The 15,675-nt window shown below is 64.9% G+C and carries 19 protein-coding genes and 1 tRNA gene; 13 read left to right on the forward strand and 7 right to left on the reverse strand.

The window, feature by feature from the left end; translation table 11 throughout:
* The first annotated feature begins 13 nt into the window (after nucleotides 1–13).
* The 4 genes from Q4E25_RS07970 to Q4E25_RS07985 all read left to right on the forward strand — a co-directional run bounded on the left by Q4E25_RS07970 (nucleotide 14) and on the right by Q4E25_RS07985 (nucleotide 2,954).
* Complete coding sequence (locus Q4E25_RS07970; protein ID WP_303156267.1) at nucleotides 14–403, forward strand: molybdenum cofactor biosynthesis protein MoaE; 390 nt, start codon at nucleotides 14–16, stop codon at nucleotides 401–403.
* Complete coding sequence (locus Q4E25_RS07975; RefSeq protein ID WP_303156184.1) at nucleotides 403–1,407, forward strand: ThiF family adenylyltransferase; 1,005 nt, start codon at nucleotides 403–405, stop codon at nucleotides 1,405–1,407. The genes Q4E25_RS07970 and Q4E25_RS07975 overlap by 1 nt, the downstream gene beginning before the upstream one ends.
* A gap of 67 nt (nucleotides 1,408–1,474) precedes the next feature.
* Complete coding sequence (locus tag Q4E25_RS07980) at nucleotides 1,475–2,398, forward strand: amidohydrolase family protein (protein ID WP_303156185.1); 924 nt, start codon at nucleotides 1,475–1,477, stop codon at nucleotides 2,396–2,398.
* Between the two features lie 52 nt (nucleotides 2,399–2,450).
* Entirely contained in the window at nucleotides 2,451–2,954 is a 504-nt protein-coding gene (locus tag Q4E25_RS07985; RefSeq protein WP_303156187.1) for a hypothetical protein, read from the forward strand.
* A gap of 4 nt (nucleotides 2,955–2,958) precedes the next feature.
* Here the strand turns inward: Q4E25_RS07985 and Q4E25_RS07990 are convergent.
* Together Q4E25_RS07990 and Q4E25_RS07995 are read right to left on the reverse strand one after the other, a co-directional pair.
* Nucleotides 2,959–3,043 (reverse strand) — tRNA-Ser (locus Q4E25_RS07990).
* A 52-nt stretch (nucleotides 3,044–3,095) separates the two neighbouring features.
* Nucleotides 3,096–3,890 carry a CAP domain-containing protein gene (locus Q4E25_RS07995; RefSeq protein WP_303156188.1) on the reverse strand — a complete coding sequence of 265 codons (795 nt, stop codon included), beginning with the start codon at nucleotides 3,888–3,890 and terminating at the stop codon, nucleotides 3,096–3,098.
* A gap of 174 nt (nucleotides 3,891–4,064) precedes the next feature.
* On the opposite strand from Q4E25_RS07995, the gene Q4E25_RS08000 reads away from it, so the two are divergent.
* On the forward strand, nucleotides 4,065–5,024 hold the full coding sequence (locus Q4E25_RS08000; RefSeq protein WP_303156190.1) for an NAD(P)H-quinone oxidoreductase: 960 nt from the start codon (nucleotides 4,065–4,067) through the stop codon (nucleotides 5,022–5,024).
* 5 nt (nucleotides 5,025–5,029) lie between these two features.
* Here Q4E25_RS08000 and Q4E25_RS08005 read toward each other — a convergent pair whose 3' ends face one another.
* Complete coding sequence (locus Q4E25_RS08005) at nucleotides 5,030–6,286, reverse strand: aminotransferase class V-fold PLP-dependent enzyme (protein ID WP_303156192.1); 1,257 nt, start codon at nucleotides 6,284–6,286, stop codon at nucleotides 5,030–5,032.
* A gap of 202 nt (nucleotides 6,287–6,488) precedes the next feature.
* Between Q4E25_RS08005 and Q4E25_RS08010 the strand changes: the two genes are divergently transcribed.
* From Q4E25_RS08010 to Q4E25_RS08025, 4 genes are all read left to right on the forward strand, one after another.
* A complete protein-coding gene (locus tag Q4E25_RS08010) occupies nucleotides 6,489–7,340 on the forward strand; it encodes an ABC transporter permease (protein WP_303156269.1) in 852 nt (283 codons plus the stop codon).
* Nucleotides 7,341–7,350: 10 nt separating this feature from the next.
* Nucleotides 7,351–8,175, forward strand: a complete 825-nt coding sequence (locus Q4E25_RS08015; RefSeq protein WP_303156194.1) for an ABC transporter ATP-binding protein — start codon at nucleotides 7,351–7,353, stop codon at nucleotides 8,173–8,175.
* A gap of 113 nt (nucleotides 8,176–8,288) precedes the next feature.
* Nucleotides 8,289–8,696, forward strand: a complete 408-nt coding sequence (locus tag Q4E25_RS08020) for a hypothetical protein (protein WP_303156196.1) — start codon at nucleotides 8,289–8,291, stop codon at nucleotides 8,694–8,696.
* Between the two features lie 378 nt (nucleotides 8,697–9,074).
* The gene (locus Q4E25_RS08025; RefSeq protein WP_303156198.1) at nucleotides 9,075–9,437 is read left to right on the forward strand and encodes a hypothetical protein; all 363 of its coding nucleotides are present in this window, start codon (nucleotides 9,075–9,077) and stop codon (nucleotides 9,435–9,437) included.
* 209 nt (nucleotides 9,438–9,646) lie between these two features.
* On the opposite strand, the gene Q4E25_RS08030 is transcribed toward Q4E25_RS08025, so the two are convergent.
* Nucleotides 9,647–10,291 carry a GNAT family N-acetyltransferase gene (locus Q4E25_RS08030; RefSeq protein ID WP_303156200.1) on the reverse strand — a complete coding sequence of 215 codons (645 nt, stop codon included), beginning with the start codon at nucleotides 10,289–10,291 and terminating at the stop codon, nucleotides 9,647–9,649.
* A gap of 44 nt (nucleotides 10,292–10,335) precedes the next feature.
* Here Q4E25_RS08030 and Q4E25_RS08035 point away from each other — a divergent pair, with 44 nt between their 5' ends.
* Nucleotides 10,336–11,241: a glycosyltransferase gene (locus tag Q4E25_RS08035; RefSeq protein ID WP_303156202.1), complete on the forward strand. Its 906-nt coding sequence runs from the start codon at nucleotides 10,336–10,338 to the stop codon at nucleotides 11,239–11,241.
* Here Q4E25_RS08035 and Q4E25_RS08040 read toward each other — a convergent pair.
* From Q4E25_RS08040 to Q4E25_RS08050, 3 genes are read right to left on the reverse strand one after another with little or no spacing between them, the layout of a single operon-like run.
* The gene (locus Q4E25_RS08040) at nucleotides 11,238–11,669 is read right to left on the reverse strand and encodes a GtrA family protein (RefSeq protein ID WP_303156204.1); all 432 of its coding nucleotides are present in this window, start codon (nucleotides 11,667–11,669) and stop codon (nucleotides 11,238–11,240) included. The genes Q4E25_RS08035 and Q4E25_RS08040 overlap by 4 nt on opposite strands.
* 3 nt (nucleotides 11,670–11,672) lie before the next feature.
* Entirely contained in the window at nucleotides 11,673–12,107 is a 435-nt protein-coding gene (locus Q4E25_RS08045) for a GtrA family protein (RefSeq protein WP_303156206.1), read from the reverse strand.
* A gap of 11 nt (nucleotides 12,108–12,118) precedes the next feature.
* On the reverse strand, nucleotides 12,119–13,000 hold the full coding sequence (locus Q4E25_RS08050; protein WP_303156207.1) for a hypothetical protein: 882 nt from the start codon (nucleotides 12,998–13,000) through the stop codon (nucleotides 12,119–12,121).
* Between the two features lie 33 nt (nucleotides 13,001–13,033).
* On the opposite strand from Q4E25_RS08050, the gene Q4E25_RS08055 reads away from it, so the two are divergent.
* From Q4E25_RS08055 to Q4E25_RS08065, 3 genes are all read left to right on the forward strand, one after another.
* Complete coding sequence (locus Q4E25_RS08055) at nucleotides 13,034–13,312, forward strand: hypothetical protein (RefSeq protein ID WP_303156209.1); 279 nt, start codon at nucleotides 13,034–13,036, stop codon at nucleotides 13,310–13,312.
* A 136-nt stretch (nucleotides 13,313–13,448) separates the two neighbouring features.
* Nucleotides 13,449–14,864, forward strand: a complete 1,416-nt coding sequence (locus tag Q4E25_RS08060; RefSeq protein WP_303156270.1) for an FAD-binding oxidoreductase — start codon at nucleotides 13,449–13,451, stop codon at nucleotides 14,862–14,864.
* Nucleotides 14,865–14,908: 44 nt separating this feature from the next.
* Nucleotides 14,909–15,667 (forward strand): decaprenylphospho-beta-D-erythro-pentofuranosid-2-ulose 2-reductase, encoded by a 759-nt coding sequence (locus Q4E25_RS08065; protein WP_303156210.1) that lies wholly within the window; start codon nucleotides 14,909–14,911, stop codon nucleotides 15,665–15,667.
* The last annotated feature ends 8 nt before the right edge of the window (nucleotides 15,668–15,675 follow it).

Consider the following 15,675-nt stretch of genomic DNA (forward strand, 5'->3'; position numbering starts at 1 on the left):
CATCGATGCCCTCATGACCAGCCAGCCCATCGTGGCACCCGATATTTCCACCCCGGCGATGGGCGCGGTGGTCACCTTCGAGGGCGTGGTGCGTGACCACGATGCCGGCCGCGGCGGCGTGGAGCTGCTCACCTACACCGCGCACCCCAGCGCCGATGCCGAAATCAAGCGTGTGGCCGGCGAGGTCATCGCCGCCCACCCCAAGGCCCGGCTGTGGTGCGCGCACCGCACGGGGGACTTACGCGTTGGCGATACCGCCTTCGTGGTGGTTGCCGCCGCCGCGCACCGCCACGATGCCTTCCACGCCGCCGAGAAGTGCGCCGATCGCGTCAAAGCGGAGGTGCCCATCTGGAAGGAGCAGCGCCACAGCGATGGCTCCGCCAACTGGGTGGGGCTGGAGTAATGAGCATCCGCTACGCGCGCCAGGAGGCGCTGTGGGGCGAGAAAGGCCAGGCACAGCTCGCAGCATCCACCGTCGCGGTCATCGGCGCGGGCGGGTTGGGCTCCCCCGCGCTGCTCTACCTCGCCGCGGCCGGGGTGGGGCGCATTCTGCTTTTCGACGACGACGTGGTCTCCCTCTCCAACCTGCAACGCCAGATCATCCACAGCACCGAGACCCTCGGCCGCGCCAAGACGGACTCCGCGGCCAGCGCCCTGCGCGCGCTCAACCCGGAGGTGGAGGTCGTGACCTTCCCTCGCCTGCAGGCCGCCCGCGCCCTGGAGGATCTGCGCGGGGCCGACGTGCTCCTCGACGGCACCGACAACTTCGACGCCCGCTACCTTTCCTCCTGGGCGGCCCACGAGCTGGGCATTCCCCACGTGTGGGCCTCCATCTTGGGTTTCGACGCGCAGCTCTCCGTGTTCTGGTCCGGCCACGGGCCGGTCTACGAGGATGTCTTCCCCACTGCCCCGGCCCCGGGCAGCGTGCCCTCCTGCTCCCAGGCCGGGGTGCTCGGCCCGGTGGTGGGGACCGTGGGCTCAGCCATGGCGCTGGAGGCACTCAAGCTGCTCACCGGGGTGGGTACGCCGCTTATCGGCACGCTGGGCTACTTCGATTCCCTCCGCGGGACCTGGGAGTACATTCCTTTGAGCGCCGGTGGCGCGGTGCCGCAGCGCCCGGCGGACCGCCCTGAGGTCCGCGAGGTGCCCGCAGGCGCCACGCTTATCGACGTCCGTACCGCCGCCGAGCGCGCCGAGAACTTTATCCCCGGCTCAGTGCACCTTCCCCTGGATCGCATCCTCGCCGGGGAGGACCCGCAGGTAGACGCCGATGCCCCGGCGGTGCTCTACTGCGCCAGCGGTCTGCGCTCCGCCCAGGCGGTCGAGGCGCTGCGGGGGCGCGGGTTTAGCCAGGTGCTCTCCCTGCGCGGGGGCATCAACGCCTGGCTGGAGGCGCAGGAATCCTAGGCCAGCGCACCAGCCACGCCCATACCATCGAGAATGACGCCTAAACGCTCAAGAAGGAGGCTTCACCATGGATGCCATCGATACTCACGCCCACGTCTACCCCGCCGCCTACCTGGACATGCTGGAAGAGGCCGGCGTGGACCCGCAGAGCACCGCCATCGCCCGCAACCTGCGCGCCGATTCCACCACCGAGGATCTGGATAACCGCCTGCACTGGATGGACGAGGCCGGCGTGGAGACCCAAATCCTGGCCGTTACCCCGCAGTCCCCGGTCGATAGCACCACGACCACCTGGATCAATGACGAGTACGCCCGCCTCGTCGAGGCCCACCCCGGCCGCTTCCTCGCCTACGGCGCATTGCCGCTTAACGACGTCCCCGCGGCCGTCAACGAGGTGCCCCTCATCGCCGAGCGCGGCTTCCTCGGGGTGAGCCTGCCCGCTCATTACGATGGCGTGACGCTGGCCGATTCCTCCCTCGACCCCCTGTGGGAGGCCCTCAACAGCCACGGCATGATGGTCAACATCCACCCCACCGGCGCCGGGCTGTGCTCGCCCCTCATCACCGATCACCACCTGGAGTGGGTCAACGGCGCCCCGATGGAGGACGCCACCGCGGCCCTGCACCTGCTCAAGGCCGATGTACCGGGGCGCTTCGAGCGCCTGCGCTTCCACATCGCCCACTTGGGCGGTGACCTGGCCTTCCTCTTCCAGCGCATCGAGGATAACTACACGGACTGGGAGGCCTTCCCCTCCTCCCCGCAGCGCGCCCTGCGCCGCATGTACTTCGACGCCGCCAACTTCCACGAGCCCGCCCTGCGCCTGGCCATGGAGAGCTACGGCAACACCCAGGTCTTCGCCGGCTCGGACTTCCCCTATTTCCAGGAGGACAAGTACGTACGCGCCTTCAACTACATCCGCACCTCGCGGCTGAGCCCCCTGCAGAAGGAACAGGTGCTGCACGATAACGCCCGTGCGGCACTGGGTATTTAAAGGATTGGGTATTTAACAAGACTGGTCATCCAAAACAGAAAGGACACACGTCATGAGTGAGTGGAACAGCGAAGTCTTCGATGTGGACGCCTACCTCGATGCCATCGGCGTCGAGCGCGCCGCGCCGAGCGCGCAGTTCCTCGCACAGCTCCACGCCGGTCACGTGCGCACCTTCCCCTTCACCAGCGTCAACCTCCTGGTGGGCGAGCACCCCGGCGTGGACGCGGACACCGTCTTTGGCCACAGCATCCGCACGCCACTGCCGCTTCACGAAGGCGCCCAGCTCAACCAAGGCGGCCGCATCTTCTCGCTGCACGTTCATGACCGCTACATCGAGCTATGGCGCGATGGAAAACTACAGCACATCATCGATGATCTTCCCGTTGCCCCGGTGGACGTGGATACCGCCCACACCTTCCTGCAGGAGGGATTCGGCCCCTTCTCCTCCACGCTCATGGCCCAGAAGCACAGCGACGGCGCCCACATCACCGTGACCGCGGATAAGCTCGAAGTCCCGAGATACCAGCAACGGTACCTCGGGACTTTAATGCTTTAACCTGCGGAGACGGAGGGATTTGAACCCTCGGAGGGATAAACCTCGCCGGTTTTCAAGACCGGTGCATTCGGCCGCTCTGCCACGTCTCCTCGCTGCGCCACGGCTGCAGCGCAACGAGAACAGATTACTAGACGCGGGCAGTCAGAACCGAATCAGCGGTATTCTATTGCCGACGATTCCCGTGGGGCGCTCAGCGCCTTCGGCCGCGCGGTAAAGGTACACCGTCTGCCGGCCTGCTGGCGCCGAGGTTACGGTCGTGGGCCCATTGGCAAAGGTCGAGGCCGCGGCCGTACCGTACGTCGAGCCGGGCACCGAGACAAAGCCGAAGCCCATGTAGCGGTTATCCGGGTTGAGCAGCTGGTACAAGTGCCCATTGGCCCCGTTGAAGCGGCCGTTCGCCGCATTCAGTGCAGCCAGCTCACCGTGGCCCCAGCCGTCGAGTACGGTCGCGCGCATGGAGCCATAGCCGGCAGCCAGGTTGTTGCCCCAGCCGCCGCGGCCGTTGATGGTGGCGGTAGCCTCAGCGCGACAGGCGCTCGGCGCGCCCAGCTGGCAGTAGTTGTTCGCGGTACGCGCGTGCTCAAACTTCTTCGAGGCCTCCACCGCGCGCTGCACGGCGATCTTGGACAGGCCGGCGTCGTAAATAAGCGCATCCATGTACTTCTGCTTGGTGTTGAGGCCGTGGGAGGAGGCGGCCTCGCGAAGCCGCTGCCCATTCCAGAGCGGATTGATGTCCCACATCTCACCGCGCAGCTGACGGGCGGCGTCGAAGCCCACACGGCCATCGTTGAAGTCAAACGTGGCCTTCACGGCAACGGCCTGGGACAGCGGGTGATTGATCTCCACGCCGGTGACCGGGGCGGGATCCGCGCTGGCCTGCAGCGGGGCCATGGCGAGGGCCGCGGCGGTGAATACAGCAAAGAGACGAGAACGCATGACATACTCCTATGCCCGAGAGATGAATGAAATTGTCAATCAAAAAATCTCTTTGCTACTCCCATTTTAGGCCTCTGACCGGCCAAAAATCCAAACTATAAAACACTTCAATGGGGCCTTTCATTCGGTGGATTTTTCAGTGGTTTCTTTCGGGGTTTCTGTAGGGTGGTGGCCATGAAAGCCATCGTTCACACCAACCCTGAAGATCCACATTCCCTAGAGCTCGGTGAGGTAGACACTCCCCTGCTGCAGCCCGGGGAGGTCCTAGTCAAGATCCGCGCCGCCGGCGTTAACCGCGCCGACTTGCTGCAGACCCGCGGGCACTACCCGCCGCCGGAGGGCGCCTCCGAGATCCTGGGCTTGGAGGCCGCGGGAGAAATCGTCGACGCCAACGGCACGGACTTCGAGGAGGGAACCCAGGTGGGCGTGCTGCTCGCCGGTGGTGGCTACGCCGAGTACGTCGCCGTGCCCGCCGGCCAGGTGCTGCCCGTGCCGAAGGGCTTCAGCCTCACCGAGACCGCCGCGGTCATCGAGGTGGCCTGCACCGTGTGGTCCAACCTCGCCATGGAGGCCAGGCTCTCCGCCGGGCAGACCGTGCTCATTCACGGTGGCGCGGGCGGCATCGGGACCTTCGCCATCCAGGTGGCCAAGCAGCTGGGCGCCACGGTGGCGGTGACCGCCGGTTCCGCGGAAAAGCTGGAGACCTGCAAGAAGCTGGGCGCAGACATCCTCATCAATTACAAGGAGCAGGACTTCGCCGAGGAGCTCAAGAACCAGTGCGATGTGGTCCTCGACATCATCGGCGCGAAGTACCTCAAGCAGAACCTCAAGGCACTGGCCCCCGGCGGCCACATGGTCACCATCGGCATGCAGGGCGGCACCAAGGCGGAGCTCAACATAGGCGTCATGGTGTCCAAGCGCCTCACCCTGCAGGGCACCACGCTGCGCTCGCGCTCGGCGGAGGAAAAGGCTGCCATCGTCGCCGATACCGTGGCCAACGTGTGGCCCTGGCTGGAGGAGGGCAGCGTCACCCACCACCTCCACGGCACCTTCCCGCTTGTCGACGCCGCCCAGGCCCACAAAGCCCTCGACTCCGGCGAGGTCACCGGCACGCTCGTCCTCGAAGTGGGTTAAGCCAACTAAGCCAGGGAGGCCACCACGCGGGTGAGGTGCTCGATATCGTGGCGGGTATTAAAAGGCCCCAGCGCCACGGTCACCGCGCCGCCGATCTCCTCCACGCCCATCTCGCTGAGCAGCGGGCTACGCGGGGCCACGGTGGTCACCAGCCCGTTATCAAAGAGCCGGCGGTGCACCACCTCGGCGGGAACGCCGCGCACCGCGAAGGTCAGGCGTGGCAAGCGATCCTCCGAGGCGCCCGCGGCGGCCTCCCCCGTCACGCCAAGGATGTGCACGGCCGGTAGGGTGCCCAGCAGTGTGTAGAGATCCGCGCGCAGGTCATCCATGTAGTCATTGAGCCGCTCCAGTGAGCGCGCCAGGCGCACCCGGCGCGAGCCGCGCTCCCCGCCGGCCAGCACCGCCAGGTGATCCACCAGCGGGCCCACCCCACCGGCCAGGCCGGGCGAAACCGGAGTTTCCAGCTTTGCGGCCGTGTCCCCGGCCTTGTCGGGGCTTAGTGCATCGAGGCGGCGGAACATCGCGGTATCGCGGAACACCAGCGCTGCGAGTTGCGGGCCGCCCAGCAGACCCAAGTCGACGCCAAGGATGTCCGCACCGAAGTCATCGAAGTCCAGGGGGCGGTAGGGCGCGAGCGCGGTGACGTCGACAAGCGCCCACGCACGGGAGCGCTCGTGAACGTGGCCGAGGATCTCCGCGGTGGGAGCCACGGTGCCCAGCAGCTCGTGCGCGGCGGAGAAGACTACGAGGCGCGTGGAGCCGTCAACAAGCTCCGCAAACTGGAAGGCAGGCAGCTCCCCGGTGCCCAGATCCGGCTGCGCCCAGCGCACGGTGGCATCGACCTCAGTGAAAGCCGAATAGAGCGCCGGCGGATCGAGCTTGGAGAGCACCACCGAGGAATTGCGGCGGATGAGCGGGCGCAGCGCGCGGGACAGTGACTGGTAGAGCACCGGCAGGGAGGGACCCAGCACCACGCACTCCGCGCGGGAGCCGACCAGATCCGCCACCGCGCGGCGGGCTTCCTCATAGGTCGCCGCGCCCTCCAACTGGCCGGGAGTTCTCTGCGCCGAGTGCGCGCCCACCATCTCTTCCTGGGCGGCCACCGCAGCGGAGGTACGGAAGGAACGGGCCACGCCCGCGGCGACGCGCTCTGCAATCTGCGGCGCGGCGTGGGCATTGAGGTAGGTCCAGCCATCAGACAGCCCAGTGTAAAGACCCCGCACGCTGGCGACATCGTACTGATCCGGCAAGCCTAGTGGCATCAGAAACCTTCCTTTAAGCCTGAATTTCGGCGGTCGACCCCTTACTCTATACGCCTTTAGGCCACGATTCCTAAACCGGCATTTTCCCTGCTAACACCCCTTTTGCTTGGCCGCGCGGCGTGTGGATAGGTGTTTGCCCAGCATGCGCGCTAGGGTGTTTTTCGTGCAAGACAACAAAGACCTGCGTGAGGACGTCGCCCGCATGATCGCCGCCCCTGAAAGCGGCAACGCCCCGGCGTCTCAATCAATGACGATGAAGGCCGCCTTTGCCGACCTCCTGCAGGGCGCAAGGCAGCACGAGTTGTGGTTCATGCTCGGCCTCCAGGACATCAAGCAGCGCTACCGCCGCTCCGTCCTCGGCCCCTTCTGGATCACCATCGCCACCGGCGTGATGGCTGCGGCTCTGGGCCTGTTGTACTCCATGCTCTTCCAAATCCCCGTGGCCGAGTTCCTTCCCCACGTCACCGTGGGCCTCATCATGTGGAACTTCATCTCCGGGGCCATCAAGGAAGGCGCCACCGTCTTCATCGACAACGAGGGCCTCATCAAGCAGCTCCCCGCGCCGCTCTCGGTCCATGTCTACCGCCTAGTGTGGCGCCAGACGCTCTTCTTGGGCCACAACCTCATCATCTGGCTGCTGCTCATCATCATCTTCCCGCGGCACCTGGGCTGGGAGTTCTTCCTCTTCATCCCGGCGCTGGGGCTGCTGCTGGTCAACGGCGTGTGGGTGGCCATGTTCTTTGGCATCGTTGCCACCCGCTTCCGCGACGTCGCCCCGCTGCTTGAGGCCCTGACCCAGCTGCTGTTCTACGTCACCCCGATTGTGTGGATGACCAACACTCTCAAGGATCAGGGCGGCGCCGTGGCTGAGCGCGCTCGCATCGCTGAGATCAATCCGCTTTACCACTACATGGAGATCGTCCGCGCCCCGATGATCGGTCAGCCCGTGGCCGGCTACCACTGGCTGATTGTTCTTGCCTGCACTGTCATTGGCCTGCTCATTGCCGGGCTGGCCATGCGCCAATGGCGCTTCCGTGTGAGCTACTGGGTCTAAAAGGAGCACCATGGTTTCCATCGATACTTATAACGCCTGCGTGGACTTTCCCATCTTTGATGCCAAGTCCCGCTCCCTGAAGAAGGCCATGCTCTCCACCGCCGGTGGTGCGATTGGCCAGAACGCCGACAAGACCGTGGTGGTCGAGGCCCTCAAGGATATCAACCTGCACCTGCGCGAAGGCGACCGCGTGGGCCTGGTGGGCCACAACGGCGCCGGCAAGTCCACGCTGCTGCGCTTGCTCTCCGGCATCTACGAGCCCACCCGCGGATCTGCCGACGTCCGCGGGCGCGTGGCCCCGGTCTTTGACCTGGGCGTGGGCATGGATCCGGAGGTCTCCGGCTACGACAACATCATCATCCGCGGCCTCTTCCTGGGCCAGACCATCAAGCAGATGAAGGCCAAGATGGATGAGATTGCCGAGTTCTCTGAGCTGGGCGATTACTTGGCGATGCCCCTGCGCACCTACTCCACCGGCATGCGCGTGCGCCTTGCACTGGGCGTGGTGACCTCCATTGAGCCGGAGATCCTGCTTCTCGACGAAGGCATCGGCGCCGTCGACGCCGCCTTCATGGCCAAGGCCCGCGTGCGCTTGCAGGAGCTAGTGAAGCGCTCCGGCATTCTGGTCTTTGCGTCTCACTCCAATGACTTCCTGGCGCAGCTGTGCGATACCGCGCTGTGGATCGACCACGGCACCATCCGCGCCGCCGGTGAGGTCTCCGACGTGGTGGGTCAATACGAGGGCCCCGAGGTGGGCGAGTACGTGCGTGACCTGCGCCGCCGCTTTGAGAACGAGGACGCAGTCCCCGGTGAGGACGAGGCCAGCGAGGCCTAGGTCAAGCTATTTCGTTTTGCCAGCCAAAGTTCACCTATTGTTAACCTTATGACGCTTGTTGCCATGTAGTGTGGCTCACACATGCCCCTAATCCCCTATCAAAGGAGAACATTATGACCAAGCGTCTGACCGCTGGTGTGGTCGCTGTTGCCACCGCACTGTCCCTGTCCGTGAGCCCGGCCTTCGCTGCCGACGAAGGCTCCTCCAACAACGGCGGCACGGACAGCAACTCCTCCGCCGGCGAGAACAAGCCGACCACCGACAAGGACGGCGACGGAATGTCCGACGCCCACGACGGCTCCTACGAGTCCAGCTCCGATGCCATGGATAAGAACGACGGATCGTCCGAGTCCTGGGACAAGTTCTACGGATCGTCTTACGACAACGACGGCGAGAATGATTACCCCCGGGGCACCACCGCCGACATCCTGTGGGGCTTCGGCATCACCGCCGCCATCCTCGGCGTCGCATCCTTCGTATCCCAGAGCGGCATGATCCCGGGCTTCAAGCTCCCCTTCTAAGCTGGTTCCATTTTCAACCGATCGGAACAAAGCCCCTAAACCCTATCCAACCCCAGCTCCAGCCTCCAGCGGCTGGAGCTTCTTATGTTTTCTCGGCCTAAATCGAACTTTCCCGTTTTCAGTAAGCGTTCATTAAGGAACCCTTCCGCAAACCAAGAAGATCCATGTTGCGCAGTCCCAAATAGCGGCGTACTTTCCGGAGTTTCTGCCCCCTGCTTGCAATGGCCCCACACCGACCATGTCCAGCAATTTCGCCTAGGCCATTCCCCCATATGGGTGCACGGTCAGACATATTTTGACGAAAGCTCTTTACTTCACAAGTGAAACGGTATTAAATACGTTCGCACCTTTTCTTTACCTCTCTCTAAGGCGCCTCTCATGAAGCGTCTCACCGCTGGCGTCGTTGCTGTCGCAGCTGCGCTCTCCCTGTCCACCGCAACCGCGTCCGCTGCCACCTGGGAGGATGCGTTCGTAGACGCTATCAACAAGAGCGTCTTCTCCGATCCTCACTACGGCTCCTACAAGGGAAGCTCTGAAGTCCACGAACAGAACCCGGGTTCGTCCGAGGCGTTTAAGAACTTCTACGGCTCTTCCTACAAGAACGACTTCAAGGAGGGCTACCAGTTCGGCACCACCGCTGACATCCTGTGGGGCGTCGGCATCGCCGCTGCCGTCCTGGGCACCGCTGCTTTCGCAGTGCAGAACGGCATGATCCCGGGCGTTTCCCTCCCGCAGCTCTAAGCTGACACGGCTTTAAACACAACGGCTCCGACCCGCATGGGTTGGGGCTCTTGTTGTTTTTAGCCCTTCCATCACAAAAAGCTGAACCTGGATGGATGAACCTGCAGGTGGGGAGAAGGGCGTCGGCAAGCAGGGCAGTGCGCGACCGTGAGGTTCAGCTTTCCAGGTTCAGACTTTTGGCGGGCTGAGGGGAAGAGCTGAGAAAGGAGCTACTGCACGCCGAGCATCGTGCGCAGCTCAAAGGTCAGCCCCGTGGCCACCACGCGGGCGCCGGGCTGGTAGGAGTCGCGGTCGAGTCGTGCGGTCTTCGTCGGCATCGGTTGCTTCTGCGGTCCGGAGGGCTCGGTGCTTTCCCCGGTGACTGTGTAGCCCACCTTCGCCGAGACGCGCTCGGAAGCCGCATTGCCTTCCACCCAGCTGGTGTGCAGGCTGGTGGCCTCCAGGTAGCGGAAGGCAAAGCCCGCCACAGCGTGGCGCACCAGCGTGCCCAGGCCCTTGCCCTGCTCGCGGTGGTAGAGCCAGGAGCCGGTCTCAATCGCGCGGGCGTTCTTGAAGTCCTCGGCCCGCATGTCCACCACACCGATGATCTGGTTGCGGTAGAACACGCCCAAGTCCAGGGACCACTTTTCCGGGCCAAATTCGGCACGGTGGGCCCAGCGGAAGGCGGGGCTTGGCGCCGCAAAGAGCCAGGGAAAGGCGTACACCGGCACGTCCGGGCCGTAGATCTCCTCCGGAGTCACGCCGTGGATCGCGCAGATGTCCTCATCGCGCAGAACGCGCAGGGTGATCTCATGCTCATCGTCGCGGGCGGTGATGCTCAGGCCAAAGGGCGGCCACATTTTCTGCAAATCCATGTCACAAGTCTAGGGGCTCACGCCCGGGTGGCAGAATAGAGCGCATGACTGCCACCTTGAGCACCGCCGGGTCCACGGCTGCCGTTATTGTTACTCACCGTCGCGTTGATCTCCTTCGGGCGTCGTTGGAGCAGGTAGTGAACCAAACCCACCCCGTGCAGTGGGTCATCGTGGTGGACAACGGCGCGGAGTCCGCCGTCCAGGACCTCGTGGAGGAACTCGCCGGCCAGCGCGCCGTGTACGTACCTTCCAAAACCAACTTGGGCGGCGCCGGCGGCTTCGCGCTCGGCTTCCTCACCGCCCTGGCGCTGGGTGCCGACGCCGTCTGGTGCGCCGACGACGACGGCCGCCCCGCCGATCACGGAGTGCTCGAGGAGCTCTACCGGGTGGCAGAAAAGCACGGGCTGCACGAGGTCTCCCCGGCGGTGTGCAACATCGACGAGCCAGGCAAGCTGGCCTTTCCCCTGCGCCAAGGCCTGGTGTGGCGCCGCTACATGCGCGAGCTCGAGGGGGATTTCCTGCCCGGCATCGCCTCCCTCTTTAACGGGGCGCTCATCTCCGCCGAGGCCATGGAGGTCATCGGCGTGCCGGATTACCGCCTGTTCATCCGGGGCGACGAAGTGGAGTACCACCGCCGCCTGGCCAATTCGGGCTTGAGCTTCGGCACCGCGCTAACCACCAGCTACCTCCACCCGGACGGCTCCGACGAGTTCAAGCCCATCCTCGGCGGCAGGATGCACACCCAGTACCCCGAGGGCGAGTTCAAGCGCTTCTTTACCTACCGCAACCGCGGCTACCTGCTCTGGCAGCGCGGCATGCGCAAGCTGCTGCCCCAGGAGTTCGCGCGCTTCGGCTGGTTCTTCCTGGTCCAGCGCCATGACCCGAAGGGATTCCTCGAGTGGCTGCGCCTGCACAACAGGGGCCGCAAGGAGGACTTCCGCAGGAGTTAGGGCACCTCGAAGGACTTGCGTGTCTGGCGGAAGATGAACCAGCGCTGCACGAAGAAGTTGATGACGGTGGCCGTGCCCTGCGCCAGCGCAAAGGCCGCGACCAGCGCCCACGAGGACGGCCAGTCCAGCGAGTGATCAAAGAAGGGAAACGCGCGCCGGTAGATGGCGATGTTGATGACGTAGGTCAGCGTGTACGTCAAGATCACAGCGCCGAGCCTGCGCAGCGAGGCCTTGGCCTTAAACGTCCAGCGTCGGTTGAGCAGGTAGGCGGTCAGCGTGCCGCAGATGAAGCCGCCGGTGCGGGAGGAGACGTCGCCAAGCACGCCCAGGCCAATCTGTAGGACCCAGGTCACGGAGGCGTCGATGACGGCGGAGATCGCTCCCGTGAGGGCGAACTTGGCGCCCTGCACGCGCAGCGACTGCGTCATGGGTTACTTGCCCTTAAAGATGAAGACGCGCTGGATGGCAAAGTTGGTCACGGTGGCCACGCCCTGGGCGATGACAAAGGCGATGGTGTCCTTCACCGCGCCCTCAAAACCGAGGGAGATCAGCGGCGCGTTGAGCACCCAGTAGAGGAAGTTCTGCACCGCGAAGGTGGAGATGTACAGCGCGGCCACGGCACCGGCGGTACGGCCGGAGACCTTGGAGCCGAAGGTCCAGCGCGCGTTGGCAATGTAGGCGGCGATGGTGCCAAAGACCCAGCCAATCGCCTTCGCCGCCGAGCGGTGCAGGCCAAGGTAGGTCAGCAGCAGGGTCAGGCCGTAATCGATGGCCGCCGTGAACACACCCACCGAGACAAACCGAACGAGCTGCGTCTTGAGCGACGCCTCTGAGGAGCGGTGGACCTCTACGGAATTATCAGTCACGCGGACACACTCTACCTGCGCAGCACGGCGCGGTAAACGTCGAGGCGGTCCACCGGCGCGGCGGCGTGGGGCCCGTAGGCGCCCAGATCTTCCAGGACTCCCAGCGATGCCGCGCACATCCGGCGGATCTCCTCCCCGCTGAGATCGGTGCCGTCATCAGCCACCCAGCCCAGGGCCGCCATGGTGGTCTCCGCCACGGAGTCGGTGAGCTCGCGCCCGCCCATGCAGGACAGCGCCAGCAACATGGACCAGAAGGCGTCGCGGCCCTCGGTGGTCACCTCCCGCGGCAGGCTGCGCAGCTCGGGAATCGATTCCACTCCGCGCTGCAGGTCCAGGGCCTGGAGCAGGGGGACGAAGTCATAGAGCTTGGTGCGCTCGATGATGGCGCGCACCGGGGCGACGACCAACTCGAGGACCTCGTCGATGATCTCCTGACCGGTGAGCTCGGCGTTGATGGAGGTGATGTCGAAGGGAGTGTCAAAGGAACCGGAGCCGCCCACGCAGAGCGCTTCGGGCGTGCCCGCGTCACGCGGGTAGATCTCCGCGACGACCAGCTCGAAGTCCCACAGGCCCCAGGCGTAGTCGATCTGATCGCCCTCGCGCCACAGGAACTCGGAGACCTGGTGCTGAGGGTTGATGCGGCGCCCGCGGGCGTCGATGTGCTCGAAGAAGTGCCAGGGCGAATCCTCCGCGGGCAGGCCAAAGCAGACGGAGAGCACCCGGTGCAGCTCGTCAAAGGTCAGCGCATCGGAGAAGCCGATCTGGCGGTGCACCTCAATATCGGTGTGCACGGTGGAGACTTGGCAGATGATGGTGAGCGGTTCGCGCGCCAACGTCACCGTGGCGGCGTCGCGCCCGATGTATGTGACCGTGGAGCTCATGGGCCCCACCATACGCATTTTTGCCTGCCCGGTAGGCTGACAAGCATGTACTCCAGCAAGAAAGAGCACCTCACCCCGGTGCAGCGCGCCGCCCAGGACGAGCGCGCGGAAGAGGACAAGCGCAGCGGCCACTTCCTGGCCACCGAGCACACGAGCACCCCGCTCAACGGGTTCATGACCCGGCTCATCGCGGAGGAGTTGCCCATCCTGGATTCCGCCTCGCGCGGCAGGGTCTACCAGATCCTGCGCGAGTACGAGGGCCCGGAGATCACCTCGCAGGAGGAGCTGCCGAAGGAGATCCGCGACATCATGGACCTCTACTAAACGCGCACGTTCTCACACATTCGGGCAGGACGAACGTCCGTTTTGTACCGAATATCACTAGTGTCGTCTCCGTCACCGGAGGGCCCGGGTGGGTAGGCTTGGACAACGATACAGTTCGTCGAGCAAAGAGTAAGTGATGGAACTACATACCACCGAAAAGTCCCTGCACGGTTGGGGACGTACCGCACCGTCGACCGCCCATGTCCTTGTCACCGAGGACGTCGAAGTCATCAAGAAGGCCGTCGCGCAGGTCGCTGACGACAACTCCGACAAGCCCGATCACCTGCGCCGCGGCGTCATCGCCCGCGGCATGGGCCGCTCCTACGGCGACCCCGCCCAAAACGGCGGCGGCCTCGTCATCGACATGCAGGCCCTCAACAAGATCCATTCCATCGATCCGGAATCCGGCATTGTCGACGTCGACGGCGGCGTCACCCTAGACCAGCTCATGAAGGCCGCCCTGCCCTACGGCCTGTGGGTCCCCGTCCTGCCCGGCACCCGCCAGGTCACCATCGGCGGCGCCATCGGCCCGGACATCCACGGCAAGAACCACCACTCCGCGGGTTCCTTTGGCAACCACGTGGTCTCCATGGAGCTGCTCGTGGCCGACGGCCGCGTGCTCCACCTCACCCCGGAGGGCTCCGCGGATGACCCGGAGGGCACCCTCTTCTGGGCCACCGTCGGCGGCATGGGCCTGACCGGCATCATCCTGCGCGCGCAGATCAAGATGACCAAGACGGAGACCGCCTACTTCATCGCAGATACTGACCGCACGAGCAACCTGGATGAGACCATCGCCTTCCACTCGGATGGCTCGGAGCACAACTACACCTATTCCTCCGCGTGGTTCGACGTGATCTCCCCGGAGCCGAAGCTGGGCCGCTCCACCATCTCCCGCGGCAGCCTGGCCACCCTGGCGCAGCTCGAGGAGCTCGCCCCGAAGCTGGCCAAGGATCCGCTGAAGTTCAACGCCCCGCAGCTGATGACGGTGCCGGATATCTTCCCCAACTTCACCATGAACAAGCTCACCCTCATGGCCATCGGCGAGGCCTACTACATGATGGGCGCCCCGGCGCGTAACCAGATCAAGAACCTCACGCAGTTCTACCAGCCGCTGGATCTCATCGGCGAGTGGAACCGCGGCTACGGCTCCAAGGGCTTCCTGCAGTACCAGTTCGTCGTGCCGATGGACGCCGTGGAGCCCTTCAAGGACATCATCCGCGACATGCAGCGCTCCGGCCACTACTCCGCGCTCAACGTCTTCAAGCTCTTCGGCCCGGGCAACAAGGCCCCGCTGTCTTACCCAATGCCGGGCTGGAACGTCTGCGTGGACTTCCCCATCAAGCCGGGCTTGGATTCCTTCCTCGACGATCTGGACAAGCGCGTCATGGAGTTCGGCGGCCGCCTCTACCTGGCCAAGGAGTCCCGCACCAGCGCCGAGAACTTCCACAAGATGTACCCGGGCATGGAGGGCTGGCTCAAGACCCGCAACGAAATCGACCCCACCGGCGTCTTCGCCTCCGATATGTCCCGCCGCCTCGAGCTGCACTAAAAGAGTGCACTTCAAGAAGTGCACTACAAGAAAGGAACACCACCATGCTTAACGCAGTAGGCCAAGCACAGCACATCCTTCTTCTCGGCGGCACCTCCGAGATCGGCCTGGGCATCGTCGAGGAATTCCTCGAGCACGGCCCGGCTAAGGTCACCCTGGCCGCCCGCGCCGACTCCCCGCGCATCGACGACGCCACGTCCACCCTGGAATCCCGCGGCGCCGACGTCGAGGTGATCGACTTTGACGCGACGGACTTCGCCGGCCACCCGGGCGTCGTCAAGCAGGCGTGGGAGCGCGGCGACGTCGACGTCGCCATCATCGCCTTCGGCACCCTCGGGGACCAGGAGCAGCTCTGGCAGGATCAGGAGGCCGCGGTGGCCTCCGCGCAGACCAACTACACCGCCCCGGTCTCCCTGGGCGTGCTGCTGGGCCAGCGCTTCAAGCAGCAGGGCCACGGCACCATCGTGGCGCTGTCCTCCGTGGCGGGCATGCGCGTGCGCCGCTCCAACTTTGTCTACGGCGCCTCCAAGGCCGGCGTGGACGGCTTTTTCATCAACCTGGGCGAGGCCCTGCGCGGCTCCGGCGCCTCGGTGCTGGTGGTCCGCCCGGGCCAGGTGCGCACCAAGATGTCCGCCGATGCCGGCGAGGCCCCGCTGACCGTCAACGTCAAGGACGTGGCCGAGGCCACCTACCAGGCCGTCATCGACGGCAAGCAGTCCATCTTTGTCCACCCGCTGTTTGAGTACGTCTCCCTGGCGTTCAAATTCATCCCGCAGGCGATCTTCCGCAAGCTGCCTTTCTAATTCCTGCA

The sequence above is a fragment of the Corynebacterium sp. genome (assembly GCF_030532325.1).
GTDB lineage: Bacteria > Actinomycetota > Actinomycetes > Mycobacteriales > Mycobacteriaceae > Corynebacterium.

Coding starts and splice junctions, on each gene's coding strand:
- Q4E25_RS07995 (WP_303156188.1), bottom strand. CDS start 3,890: ATGCGTTCTCGTCTCTTTGCTGTATTCACCGCCGCGGCCCTCGCCATG.
- Q4E25_RS08025 (WP_303156198.1), top strand. CDS start 9,075: ATGAAGCGTCTCACCGCTGGCGTCGTTGCTGTCGCAGCTGCGCTCTCC.
- Q4E25_RS08055 (WP_303156209.1), top strand. CDS start 13,034: ATGTACTCCAGCAAGAAAGAGCACCTCACCCCGGTGCAGCGCGCCGCC.
- Q4E25_RS07985 (WP_303156187.1), top strand. CDS start 2,451: ATGAGTGAGTGGAACAGCGAAGTCTTCGATGTGGACGCCTACCTCGAT.
- Q4E25_RS08015 (WP_303156194.1), top strand. CDS start 7,351: ATGGTTTCCATCGATACTTATAACGCCTGCGTGGACTTTCCCATCTTT.
- Q4E25_RS08065 (WP_303156210.1), top strand. CDS start 14,909: ATGCTTAACGCAGTAGGCCAAGCACAGCACATCCTTCTTCTCGGCGGC.
- Q4E25_RS08040 (WP_303156204.1), bottom strand. CDS start 11,669: ATGACGCAGTCGCTGCGCGTGCAGGGCGCCAAGTTCGCCCTCACGGGA.
- Q4E25_RS07975 (WP_303156184.1), top strand. CDS start 403: ATGAGCATCCGCTACGCGCGCCAGGAGGCGCTGTGGGGCGAGAAAGGC.
- Q4E25_RS08010 (WP_303156269.1), top strand. CDS start 6,489: ATGATCGCCGCCCCTGAAAGCGGCAACGCCCCGGCGTCTCAATCAATG.
- Q4E25_RS08035 (WP_303156202.1), top strand. CDS start 10,336: ATGACTGCCACCTTGAGCACCGCCGGGTCCACGGCTGCCGTTATTGTT.
- Q4E25_RS08005 (WP_303156192.1), bottom strand. CDS start 6,286: ATGCCACTAGGCTTGCCGGATCAGTACGATGTCGCCAGCGTGCGGGGT.
- Q4E25_RS08030 (WP_303156200.1), bottom strand. CDS start 10,291: ATGGATTTGCAGAAAATGTGGCCGCCCTTTGGCCTGAGCATCACCGCC.
- Q4E25_RS07970 (WP_303156267.1), top strand. CDS start 14: ATGACCAGCCAGCCCATCGTGGCACCCGATATTTCCACCCCGGCGATG.
- Q4E25_RS08050 (WP_303156207.1), bottom strand. CDS start 13,000: ATGGTGGGGCCCATGAGCTCCACGGTCACATACATCGGGCGCGACGCC.
- Q4E25_RS07980 (WP_303156185.1), top strand. CDS start 1,475: ATGGATGCCATCGATACTCACGCCCACGTCTACCCCGCCGCCTACCTG.
- Q4E25_RS08000 (WP_303156190.1), top strand. CDS start 4,065: ATGAAAGCCATCGTTCACACCAACCCTGAAGATCCACATTCCCTAGAG.
- Q4E25_RS08020 (WP_303156196.1), top strand. CDS start 8,289: ATGACCAAGCGTCTGACCGCTGGTGTGGTCGCTGTTGCCACCGCACTG.
- Q4E25_RS08060 (WP_303156270.1), top strand. CDS start 13,449: ATGGAACTACATACCACCGAAAAGTCCCTGCACGGTTGGGGACGTACC.